This is a genomic window from Acinetobacter sp. Gutcm_16 (genome assembly GCF_028649355.1).
GTDB classification, from domain to species: Bacteria; Pseudomonadota; Gammaproteobacteria; order Pseudomonadales; family Moraxellaceae; genus Acinetobacter; species Acinetobacter johnsonii.
Window position 1 is genome coordinate 22,553 of the sequence record NZ_JAQSUV010000025.1, and the last position, 12,695, is coordinate 35,247.

The following is a 12,695-nucleotide window of genomic DNA, read 5'->3' on the forward strand; positions in this document are numbered from 1 at the left end:
GTTTGCTAACAAATATAATTTTTAGATGGGTATAAAAAGTATTCCCATCTAAAAATTATATTGTATATTAAGACATCAATCTTTTCTAGTCGCTTAAGGTAAACGTATGCCTGCTTCAATCGTTTTCTTTCCCGTCGATAATGGTGATATGACACTTATCACTTTAGCTGATGGTAGAACCATACTAGTTGATATCAATATCCGTCAGGATGCTGATAATCCTTTAACTTCTACTTATGATGTTGCCAGTGACTTACGGGGCAGACTTAAGCGGGATATGAATAATCGTCCTTTTGTTGATGTATTTTTATTAAGCCATCCTGATAAAGATCATTGTACGGGATTGCAAAAGCATTTTCATTTAGGAGCCTTCGCTAACTATTGTGATGATAATAAAATAGACAATGAAAAGAGAATTGTGATTCGTGAGCTCTGGTCTTCACCGATGGTGTTTAGACGCGCTTCAAAAAATCATACTTTATGTGAGGATGCTTGTGCTTTCAATACAGAAGCACGACGTCGAGTTAAAATTAATAAAGAGAATAATTTCTTTAGTATTCCTCAAGGAGATCAAATCCTTATTATGGGTGAAGATGAGAATGGTAAGACAGATGATCTAAATCCTATTCTCATTAAATCTGGCACAACCTTTAGAATCAATAATCAAGGGTATGATTCAAATCTTGAATGTTTCTTAATCGCGCCCATGACCAAGCAAAGTGAAGAACTGGAATGTATTCTTTCTAAAAATCATTCAAGCGTAATCATTAATTTTAGTATTGCTTCAAATGACTATTCTGATAAATGCCGTTTCTTATCTGGTGGTGATGCAGAGGTAGAAATTTGGGAGCTGATTTGGGATAAGTATCGCTCTACTCCAGAGGTTCTTGCGTACAATATTTTGCAAACACCCCATCACTGTTCATGGCGTACTCTTTCACATGATAGCTGGAGTGGAAAGGGAGAAAGTGCAAAAGAGTCTGCTGATGCGGTCAATGCACTATCTCAGGCAAGAAAAGGGGCTGCCATTGTTGCCAGTAGTAAGTTGATTCAGGATGAAGACAGTGATCCTCCATGTATCCGTGCTAAACGGACTTATACAAGAATTGTCCAGCAACTCTCTGTGAGTGGTAAGTTTTACTGTACGGGTGAATATCCTAAGAGTACCAATGTGAAGCCACTCGTTTTTGAGATTGATAACGTTGGGGTACGTGTAGCTAATAAAGCTGTCATTGGCGCAGCGTCAATTGCAGCTTCACCTAACCTTAGAGCAGGATAATACTATATGTCAGTCGATCCGTTTTTCAAGATAGGTAAATCGTATTCTAGCTTAGATCCTAATCTTCTAAAGTATGAACAGACACGTCAATTATTTCAATCATGCCTTAGTCATCCTGATTTTGATATTGCTGATATTGTTGAATTGTCTTGGAAATCAGATCAACCAGCTGAGGCGATTATTGTCCACTGTGGTGATGGGACTGTCCCAACGGAAAATCAAGTCGGTATTTTAGTGACAGAAGTACTGGCTATAGTTTATAACCCTAATAAACGATTTGGCAGTTCCTATGAGGTTTTAGCACTTCGAAAAGATTTTCCAAAAACTCCTCATTTAAATGGAACATCTTCTGGAGAGCCAGCCTCGCTTTGCTTATATGCTGAAAGTTGGGAATCAGTTGAGAGGACTTGGACACCCAAAAAATTTCTTCAGAGAATCTTATGGTGGCTTCATGAGACATCAAATGATACTTTACATCTAAATGATATTGTTCCTGAGCGATTATTTTATAATAATTTTTACCAAGTAATTTTACCATCTGATTTTTTTAATAGTTTGAATTCCGAAAATTTCAAACTTAGGTTAAATTATATTTACAATCAGGATAAGCTATATAAAATTTTTAGAGCTTCATATATAGGTGTAGCTGAAAAAATTGACGAGGTTTCTTTAGAAAGTATAGTAGTAAAACTGCCTGAACTTGGTTTAAATCCGATTGAAAGAGTTCCTGATACTTTAGATGGTTTAGTTGAATATTTTAGAGCAAAGAATATTGATCTAAAGAATATATTGATAGAAGAAATTAAAAAAAATGTAGATCATAATGGTATTCAGTTTTTACCACCAAATACGAATACATTCTTATTGCTTTTACTTATAGTTCCAATAGTTAATCAAAATAATGATGAAAGCACTAACTACGATTTTTATGGTTTTGCTCTTAGTAATACTACTATTTCTGATTTGGGTATTAGGTTAGGCGCTTTGAACAAAGGTTTTGATAAAAAAAACGAGAATATATGTTTTCCTGATCACCATTTATTTGATCTAAAAGTTGAACAGCCCAATGATAATTTAACAAATATTCAACTTGAACATGTTCAAATTACATTCGAAACCACACAAAAGTTCGCAAGAATGGCCTCAGGAATAGATCTTTCAAACGCAAATTTTAACGGTGTATTAGCTGGGGTGGGTGCACTTGGTAGTACATTAGCTGAAATTTGGTCAAAAGAAGCATGGGGGAAGTGGTCGTATGTGGATGATGACCTACTTAAACCTCATAATGTAATCCGGCATATCGGTAAAGACTGCCATATTGGAAAATCTAAAGTAGATGTTGTAAAAGAATTAGTGGATCTAAACTATCGTTCTGGAGAAAAAAGTGTTGCTATTCATGCAAAAATTAACGACTCAGAAAATTCTCAAGTTAAAGAAGCTATTAATAACGCTGAATTATTAGTTGATGTAACAACATCAATTGAAGCAGCAAGAGATCTACCAACATTAGCAAATTCGACACGTATAGTATCTACATTTATAACACCATCAGGTGATGATTCTGTTTTATTATTCGAAGATAAAGAACAGAAGATTAGAATTGATGCATTAGAAGCACAATATTATAGAGCTATATTAAATAATGATTGGGGAGTAAAACATCTTAAGAAACATCTTGGTGCATTTAAAACAGGTGGAGGATGCCGTGATATTTCTATGATTATTTCTGATGAACTAATTAAATTACATGGCGCTATACTGGCACGACAAATTCGTTTGGGTAGCTACTGTAATGAAGCTCAGATTAAAATCTGGTCTTTAGATGATTCGACAGGGCAAGTAAATTCTCACATTATAGAAGTATTACCCTCAAAGAGAGAAATCTTACAGAATGGCTGGACAATAATTTATGATGATTTTATTCACCAAAAATTATCTGAAATAAGAGCAAAAGAACTTCCAAATGAAACAGGTGGTGTAATTTTAGGATACATCGATCAGAAACTAAAAAGTATCTATATTGTGGATGTTTGTGAAGCACCTCACGATAGCATTGCAACACCAACCACTTTCATAAGGGGTAGTGAAGGCCTGTCAGATTACATTGATCTATGTAGTGAGAAAACAGCCTATATTGTTCGCTATATCGGTGATTGGCATTCTCATCCTGACCATGTATCGACAAGACCTAGTGCGTTGGATGAAGTATTACTAACCGATTTACAAAATAAGATAGATGATCCAAATGATCCCGTTTTAATGGCTATTATAAATTCTAATAAAGTCAGTTTTTATCTTTAATATAGGGGATTATTATGGAAATCTTTGAATCTAGTAAGCTTGTTCTATTTATTATTTTTGCAATTCCAGGCTTTATTTCAATAAAAACTTATTCGTTACTGTGCCCAAATCATGAAAAAGATAGTACAAAGCTAATTATTGATGCCATTACATATAGTTGTTTGAACTATGCTTTATTAGGACCTTTTATTTATATGATGATTTTTAGTAAAAAATGGAATTTTATTTGTCCTTTTTTTACAATTACCTTTTATTCATTTGTCATGCTTGTTTTTCCAGCATTTTTAGCTTGGGGATGGTTAAAATTAAGAAATATGGAGTTTTTTAAAAAGAATGCTCCTCATCCTACACCAAGAGCATGGGACTATATTTTTTCTCAGAGAAAAGAATATTTTGTTTTAGTTACCTTATCTGATGGGAAAAAACTAGCAGGAGAATATTCAGAGAAATCATTTACATCGAGTTTTCCTGAAGATCCACAAATCTATTTAGAAAAAGCATGGGAGGTTAGTGCTGAGGGTGGTTTTGAAAGAATACGTGAGCAATCTGAAGGAATTCTAATATTATCCAAAGACATCCAAAGTATTGAATTTTTTCAACATCCCTAATATTTATCTATGGAGTTATCAATGTCAACTAAAGATTTAAAAACTAATATTCAGAGTATACCAAACGACTTACAAACGAGAGGCTACCAACCACAAAAGGTGACTTCAACAAATCCATCGAATACTCAGCCCCCTAAAAAACCTTAATTTTAAAGCGAGATTAATTATGAATGATAAAACTCAAAGAGTACCTGTTGGTGATGGTTATAGTCCAGCTGTGATAAAACCACACAACCCAATGCCTGGTGCAGGTTATCAACCAGAAAAATCGAAAGGAACAAACCCAAGTAATCCTCAAGCACCTACATCTCCACCTAAAAAACCCTAAGGAATCGAAATGTCTAATATTAAAAATCCTGAAAACATAAATGATAGTTACAGTCCGAAACCTTCTGGATCTATTTCTGATTCAGATAAATTTGGTTATCAACCGACCAGATCTTCTGGCGGGAACGCATCAAATTCATCTCAACAAACTACATCTCCACCAAGAAAGCCCTAAAATTATATAGAGCTCACATTCCTGATGTGGGTTCCCTTATTTATATTTACTTGTTTTTTGAGAAAATACTTTGAACAACATAAATGAAGAAGCGATAACAAAAGGTTTAAAGAGTGTCTATTTACATAACTCTTATATTAGAAATAAACGAGTTAAGTTGCGATGTGATGGTCATACCAATTTGATTGGTGGGAATGGTCGTGGCAAGACTAGTATGCTTAATTTATTACCGATATTTGCTGGAATTTCACCTGAAAGTATGGTGCAAAAAGCGGGGAATAAGTCGAGTTTTCTAGACTTTTATTTGCCTAATCTGCAATCAATGATTATATATGAATATCTTGGGCAACAGGGTATGTGCTGTGTTGTGATGTACAGACACCAAAATGGTACGAAATTAATTTATCGTTTTGTGCAAGGACGTGCTGAAGAAACTTTTTTTGCACCACAGTTCGATGAATTATTTGCAAAAAATACGCAAGTGAATGAGATTATTCATGAACTGCACTTAAATAATATTAAAATCAGTAAGCAAATTGAAACGATACTGGATTATCGGGCTATTCTGCATAACGATAAAGAGCGTTTTGCTCGTGATAAGAGTCTTCGTATATTGGCAGCAGACTATGCCATGTGTGATCGTCAATATACACTGCGTCATCTGGGTGAATTAACTCGTGTACCTATGTCTCAGGTTGATCTGATTAATAAGTTTAAAAGTATGCTGGTAGATGCGTATCTACAGGATGAAAATGCAGTTGTAGGGGATAAAGGTCTAACTCATACGGCAAACTTAAATCTGATTGAGGACATGAGAAGTTTGCAGGAGTTTATAAAAGCAAGTTCTCAACTTGAAAAAGGTAGGCAACTTAGAACAAATGTCATTCAAACATATCAGCAACTCCTTAAGGTGAAGTTACAGGGGCATGTGTTAACCGAACAATTTATAGAGGATGAGTGTGAGCTACAACTCGAGCATGATACCTATTTACTAAAATACGAACAGGACTATGATGTTTTACAAACTACGATAACTGATCTGGCGACTCAACTACATAGCAAACAAGGTGAACATACAGCAGTTAAAAATCAGATTGAGCATATCAATAGGCAGGAACAGGAATATCAGCAACTCAATATTGATCGCATGATCAGTGAGTATCATGAGCTGCCTGCCTATCAAGTTAAAGTGCAAGAGGAACAGGCGCAACTACAACGTTTGGAGGCTTCTGCCAAAGATATTGTAGATTCCCATGATCAGCATAGACATCAGATTCGTGAGGAAGCATCTCGGGAAAAAGGACTATGGGAACAGAAAAAAGGAGATATACATCATCAACAGATTGAGCTATTCAAACAACAATCGCTAGATGAAGAGGTGCTTCGGGCAGACCAGCAGAAAGAATTAGCTGAATTGTCAAACAGGCAGGAATTAGCCCTTGAAATCATAAATGAAAATATTCAGCAGGCACATCGAAGTGTTGGCGAAGCTGGAGCATATACTCTTGACGAGCTGCAACATCTGGATCTAAATAAAAAATTATTAAAACAACAAAAACAGCAAATTTCAGAATATCTCAGTAAACACATTCTACTTAAAGAGAGCGTTGAAACCCACAAAAAACAGATGCATGATGCACTTAAAGCATTGGAAAAACATAAAAATCTATTGGGTAAAGAGCAGGAACAGGAACAAAAATTACGTGAACAATTAAATAATGAAGGTTCATTAATCAGTTTTCTGCGTACTCATCCTAATGAGGCATGGAAGCAGAATATTGGGAAATTGATTAATCCTGTTTTACTACTTAGAAAAGGACTCAATCCTAAATGGGAAACTGATGAATTAAGCCAGAACTCATTTTATGGATTGCATTTAGAATTGGATAAACTGAGTTTACCTCAGGAAGCGGACACGCTGGAGGATCTTAAAAAGCGTATTGAACAACAGGTGTTGCGTTGTAGTCAATATCAGGCTGACCAGACGATGCTGGAACGTAAAACGAACAATGCCAAAGAAGAGTTGGAACGTTTACAAATAGAGCTGTCTGTGTCTGAGCAGGAGTTAAACAATTTGAATAGAAAATCTCAGGAATTAGAAGCCGCACAGGAACGTATTGAGAAAGACATTCGCCTGAATGTCAATGAACGCAAGGAAAGGGCGACCCAACTCTTACAAGATGCCGAGCAACAACAAAAATCTCTGATCCAGCAGCATAAGTCGGCCAAAAATAACCTGCAACAACTACAAGAAAAAGCTCGCGATAGCATTAAGGCAAAGTATCAGCTTAAAGATACCCAACTTCAGCAACAAGTAAAACAGATGGAAGACAATATTCGTCAGGCCATCAAGCAAGGTGATGATAAAATTGCTGAGTTGCTTAGAGCTAAAGATCGAGCATTGCAGGCTGAAGGTGTGGATACACAACAGTTAAAACATGCTGAACAGCGTTTAGCTGATGCTCAACAGCAATTTGAAACTGTGAATGGATACATTGGCAGAATTAATGCTTATCATAAATGGGTTGAGGTAGAACTTAGTCAACGTGCCGGACTTCACGACCAATTAAAAATTATTCAGGAAGTGATTGAATATCTGGAAAAAGAACATACAGCTGGTGTGAAAGCATTACAACAACTGGATAAGGAAAAAAGTGAACATAACAGACAGTACCAAGCTGCTCTCAAGATAATTCAGAGAAAATCGCAGCAACTTGATGATTTATTAAAACGTATGGAACCATCAATACTGGATTTTACAGAGTTGGAATCAGAATTCGCTATTGATGAAGTAGAGAAACCACTGGATTTTGACTGGTATCTCAATCATGGGCAGGAGCAACTGTCTCAATTAGCAGATTTACGTAAAGAAAGCCTTAAATTACATACATTGGTGAAACAGATTTTGAGTTTAGCGCAGGGTAATGGTCTGGAAAAATACTGGAGTAACCAGATGCTAGATTCTCGTTATCAGGTAGACAGTTTACCTTATATGTTACAAGCCATGACAGTATTGGGGAAAATGCTAGAGCATGAAATTCCATCCAAAATTAATGCAACGATCGTAGCATACCAGTCATTGGGTATCGTTTTCCAAAACCATTATGAATCGCTCAAACGGTTTCAACGGAAAGTCTCCAGAGTATCAGATGATCTGAGCTCGAATATTAATACCCATAATCCGTTTTCATCACTAAGTGATATTGAGATCCGCCTTGAAGCTACGATCAATAAATTTGGTTATCTTACTGATCTAGAAAGTTTCGTGAATAAGTTTGAAGCTGATGTGAATGAACTTCCTAATGAAAGCGTCATTGCTTCTTTGGAAAATGCAGTAAAAGCTTTACATAATTCCAATGTTGAAAGTCATGACCTAAAAACGATGGTGGAAATGAGTATTTGCTTCAGAGAAAATACTCGTTTGGTCAAGGTGAGAAATGACAGGGATTTGGCAGAGGCCTCATCTACAGGTTTATCCCGCTTGGTGATTTTATTAATTTTTACAGGATTAATCCGCCATTTGTGTTCGGATGAAAGTGTAGCCATTCATTTACCAATAGATGAGTTAGGACAAATTGACCCAAGTAATAGCATAAAATTACTAGAGCTAATGCAACAGCAACAGGTTTATTTAGTGTGCGCGCAACCACAAATGAGTGAAGAAATCGGAAAGTCATTTCAATATAAATACAATATTGACAAGGATAAAGGCATTTCTCAGTTTGTAGTTAAGTCAAAAACCCAACAGAACCCGCTTCTTGCTACAGGGAGTTATGTAGGATGAATCATCAATCTTTCAGTGAGTGTATAGAGCTGTTACTTCGTGGTGAGATTATTGATGCATGGTTGGATAAATCTTTGTATAGCGATTTGTGTCAGCCTGATAATCTTCAAGAGATCAATAATTTTTTATTCAGACTAAATCGTACCTGTGTTCGTAGTAATGATGGCAATGGGTTTTATTGTGCTTACCTAGATATTGAGCCTGCCGAGATTCACAAGATTATTCAACGCCAATTTAATGATTTTGTTTCTAAAATTGAACCCATTGTGCAATGGATACGCCTGTGCCGTACATTAACTAATGACAGTAAGCCAATTGAATATGCAGATACCATTTCAAAAGGTTCATTGCTTACTAGTGTAGAACAATCTCACCTAGGTAGTGAGCAGCTGAAAAAACTTGCCCAGAAAGTTGGTAAACAAACAATGAGTACCAATGCTTCTGAACAATTACAATATGTGCTGAATTATTTGCAGGATGAAAAGTATCTAATTCTGGCTGGCCATGATGCAGGAACAACATATCGAGCTACAGCAAAATGGTCATTATTTTATGAACAACTGGAATATATTAGTACCTGTGAACAGATCCCGACGAACAACTTGCATGGCACAGCAGGGCAACAAGTTCAGTATGATTTGATATAGGTATCTAGTATGAATGAAGCCAGAGTAGAACACCCAGCAGCAAAAGCCTGTTCAACCTTATCAACAAATATTGAAGTGATTGGAGCAGCGGTTAGCAATAATCATGGTGCTATTGAATTTAACCCTGAACATGAGTCAACGATTAAACGGCTGAATAAGGCAGGATTGGGCTACATCGAAACAGATACAGAGGCTTATGTCCTGCATAGTACGGTCGTTAGGTTTGTTTCACATTTTGAAAAGAAAGGTCGAATCAAGAATTCCAGTGATGATATTCATGGATGTATTAACCAAATTGATAGCTGTACTGAGACCTATCAATTTGCCAGACAAAGAAGTTTGCCTGAAGCTAGATATTATTTAAGCCAACTCAGTGAATTGGTGGTTGAATTGTCTAGTTTACTGCATGAAAACTGCCTATATTTTTCCAGTATAGTGGCAGAACACTTAGCTGTAATATCTGATCTTGAGTTAAAAATTCATGTGACAGAACAGGCTTTAAAGCAACATGGTAAATTACGTGAAACACTTATAATATTAAATGCAGATTGGCTAGATCAGGTGATGTGTTTAAGCAAAGAGCTTGAGCGACTGGTTAAGCGACGTTTGCAGCCCGTGGTAAATGCATGTAATCGTGAGTTATTAAATACAGCACACCAGATCAAGGAACAGATTACCGCACTAAAAAAAGAACAATTGATCCAGCACCGCAATACATTGATTGACTCAGTTCATCGCTATTTATCAGAGAACCAGATTGACATGCAACTGGAAGCAGGTATAGCACCAAATGTGTTTAATCAGGTCGCAGCAATACCATTATTAGGTTATGGGAACATTAATCAATACAGTCAACTCGACATTTTAGGAGAACTAGGCGCAAAAGCAGCAGAAAATCGACATGCCAAATCGAATATTCAACTGGCAGAAGTTGAAACAACCATCAATCAAACAAATGACGTTGAGATTGTGGAACAAAGTCCATTACAGACGGCTCTGGAATATTTTTTTGAGGCAGCCTTACAGAGTGATGCAGGTACAGAATGGAGTGGTGTAGATTGTTTCGAGGAATTACATCCACAGGTTGAGCTGGAATTCTGGTTAATGTCATTGGTTAGCTATCATCATGTGAACCAAAAGGTACATGAACACAAAATTACAATGTATATGGAAGAAACTCAGGCACCATGTTTTGATGGTAACTTTCTAGTACATGATGTAGTTGTTACTAAATCTAGGGGGATCATGTGAACCAGATCCAGTTAAACGTCATTCGGGATGCGTTAAGGGAAAAGTCCACACAGGTGCGGCTCAATAAAACATGGCAACTACTTCATGAAGAACATGGGATTGGTAAGCGTGTAATTAATGCTCTGTGTTTAAAGGAAAGGGATTATCAGATATTAGAAAATTTGTACCAACAATATCGCAAAGATAATGTATTAGATGAGCTGCCTACAGCACAGAATCGTCTTGAGACAGTAAAAGTTCATCGCAATGAAAAAAACACATCGAAACAGGTGTTTGCAGATCAGTTGGTATTTGCATCAGTGCATCATGACTTACCACTGAAATCAGTCAGTATGCCAATAGGGTATCCGACTTTTGTTCCAACAATAGATATTGGTGAATTAGATACTACTGGTATAAAAAGGTTGGTGGTACTTGAAAATGCTTCGATGTTAATCACTTTACATGAGTGGTATGAATATTTACCTCGGTCATGGCAATCCAGCTTATTTGTCTATCGTGGTCAAGGACAGAATCAAAGTACTGTGAAAGCTCTTTTGGGCCAATTAGGATGGAATATTCCTGTAGCAATTTATGCAGACTTTGATCCAAGTGGTTTATCTATTGTCATGAATTATTTAAATATAAGACCAGTTTCAGCCCTTGTTCCAAAAGGATGGGAAGCTTTACAGAATAATCATCCATGCAACCGAACAGATAAATATCTTGATCAGTTTAGTAAACTGACTAATTTGAAAGACAGATTTACTAAAAACTCGTATCCTCACAAAATATTTACGGTAATGCAAACAGAAAAAATTGCATTGATGCAAGAAAATGTCCTGTTATTAAGTGAATTAGAGTGTATTGAATTTTGAAATCAAAACAAATTTATATAATATAACTTTTACTTTACGAAGATCTTAATTTGAATAGCATAAAGCGCTTAAAATTTAAATAAAAGATTTAATGTGGAAAATTTTTAAAGAGAACATAGTAGCTTTCTGTTTTCAAAAGCGTTATAACTAAGTTAGTATTGATTGTTCTTAATTTTTTCAATTTCTTAAGGATGATTGATAAGTAAAAAAGATATGACATCAATAAAATATAGGCCCTAAATTTAGTACAAAAAACCATCTAAGATATAAAGCTACGATGGTAATCCCCCCTAAAAATAATAGGATTTAAAAGTAGAATTTTCTCTTAAGATACAAGCAGGAGATTCTGCATGAAAACATCTAAATTTACTGACAGCCAGATCATGTCCATCTTGAAGCAAGCGGAGTCTGGTACACCTGTTGCGGCCCTTTGTCGTGAACATGGTATGAGTAATGCAACCTTCTATAAATGGCGTGCTAAATATGGCGGCATGGATACATCTTTGATGGCACGGCTGAAAGAGTTGGAAACAGAAAATACCAGACTAAAAAAAATGTATGCTGAAGAACGATTAAAAGCAGAAATTATTCAGGAAGCGATGTCAAAAAAGTGGTAAAGCCATCTTGTCGACGTCAGATGGCTCAACAGGCAGTGGCCCAACATGCTGTTAGTATCCGTTTAGCTTGCACTGCATTTGGCATAAGTGAAACCTGCTACCGTTATCAGGCTAGACTCAGTGATGACAATGTGCTCATTGCAGAACAGCTCATTGAACTCACTGAGGAAAATACCGATTGGGGCTTTGGTCTATGCTTCTCGTATTTACGGTATGTTGAGAGTCACTGCTGGAATCACAAGCGGGTTTATCGCATTTACTGTGAGTTGGCACTGAATCTGCGTATTAAACCGAGAAGAAGACTAAAACGACATGTGCCTGAACCACTGAAAGAGCCAATACGTGCAAACCAGGTTTGGTCACTGGATTTTATGCATGATCAACTTTCCGATGGTCGCAAGTTTCGATTATTGAATGTGATTGATGATTACCGCCGCGAAGGCCTAGCCATTGAAGCAGGGTTCTTATTGCCCACAATTAGGGTCATTCGTACGTTGAATCAATTGCTGGAGTGGAGAGAAAAACCGTTAGTGATCCGATGTGATAATGGCCCCGAGTTTATCAGTCACGAATTTGTGCGCTGGGCTATTGAGCACGGTATTCGTATTGAATATATTCAACCGGGTAAGCCACAGCAGAATGCGTATATTGAACGATATAATCGGACTATACGTTATAGTTGGCTGAGCAAGCATTTGTTTGATACGTTAGAAGAAGTTCAGGATTACGCAACTGATTGGCTGTGGCATTACAATCATGAAAGACCACACCAAGCTAACAAAGGAAGGCCACCTCTAATGGCTGCTTAACCTCTACTTTTAACTTCGGTTATTTATGGGAGGATTACCG

Annotated in this window: 9 protein-coding genes; all 9 read left to right on the forward strand. The window is 36.5% G+C overall.

Going from position 1 to position 12,695, the window contains the following annotated elements; translation table 11 throughout:
• Positions 1–106: 106 nt before the first annotated feature.
• The 9 genes from PTT44_RS06330 to PTT44_RS06370 all read left to right on the forward strand — a co-directional run bounded on the left by PTT44_RS06330 (position 107) and on the right by PTT44_RS06370 (position 12,655).
• Positions 107–1,279: a metallohydrolase gene (locus PTT44_RS06330; RefSeq protein WP_168159803.1), complete on the forward strand. Its 1,173-nt coding sequence runs from the start codon at positions 107–109 to the stop codon at positions 1,277–1,279.
• A 6-nt stretch (positions 1,280–1,285) separates the two neighbouring features.
• Positions 1,286–3,580, forward strand: coding sequence for a Mov34/MPN/PAD-1 family protein (locus PTT44_RS06335; protein ID WP_273795566.1), 2,295 nt, complete (start codon positions 1,286–1,288; stop codon positions 3,578–3,580).
• 14 nt (positions 3,581–3,594) lie between these two features.
• On the forward strand, positions 3,595–4,188 hold the full coding sequence (locus PTT44_RS06340; RefSeq protein WP_168159801.1) for a DUF6338 family protein: 594 nt from the start codon (positions 3,595–3,597) through the stop codon (positions 4,186–4,188).
• 166 nt (positions 4,189–4,354) lie between these two features.
• Complete coding sequence (locus tag PTT44_RS06345; protein WP_004879542.1) at positions 4,355–4,516, forward strand: hypothetical protein; 162 nt, start codon at positions 4,355–4,357, stop codon at positions 4,514–4,516.
• Positions 4,517–4,760: 244 nt separating this feature from the next.
• On the forward strand, positions 4,761–8,474 hold the full coding sequence (locus PTT44_RS06350) for an ATP-binding protein (RefSeq protein WP_273795567.1): 3,714 nt from the start codon (positions 4,761–4,763) through the stop codon (positions 8,472–8,474).
• On the forward strand, positions 8,471–9,121 hold the full coding sequence (locus PTT44_RS06355; protein WP_168159799.1) for a hypothetical protein: 651 nt from the start codon (positions 8,471–8,473) through the stop codon (positions 9,119–9,121). The genes PTT44_RS06350 and PTT44_RS06355 overlap by 4 nt, the downstream gene beginning before the upstream one ends.
• Positions 9,122–9,130: 9 nt before the next feature.
• Positions 9,131–10,372: a hypothetical protein gene (locus PTT44_RS06360; RefSeq protein WP_168159798.1), complete on the forward strand. Its 1,242-nt coding sequence runs from the start codon at positions 9,131–9,133 to the stop codon at positions 10,370–10,372.
• Positions 10,369–11,229 carry a DUF7281 domain-containing protein gene (locus PTT44_RS06365; RefSeq protein WP_168159797.1) on the forward strand — a complete coding sequence of 287 codons (861 nt, stop codon included), beginning with the start codon at positions 10,369–10,371 and terminating at the stop codon, positions 11,227–11,229. The genes PTT44_RS06360 and PTT44_RS06365 overlap by 4 nt, the downstream gene beginning before the upstream one ends.
• A 350-nt stretch (positions 11,230–11,579) precedes the next feature.
• Positions 11,580–12,655, forward strand: a protein-coding gene (locus PTT44_RS06370; protein ID WP_168159001.1) for an IS3 family transposase whose coding sequence is annotated in 2 segments (ribosomal slippage) — positions 11,580–11,832 and positions 11,832–12,655 — 1,077 coding nt in all. Because the reading frame shifts where the segments join, the coding sequence is not laid out codon by codon here.
• The last annotated feature ends 40 nt before the right edge of the window (positions 12,656–12,695 follow it).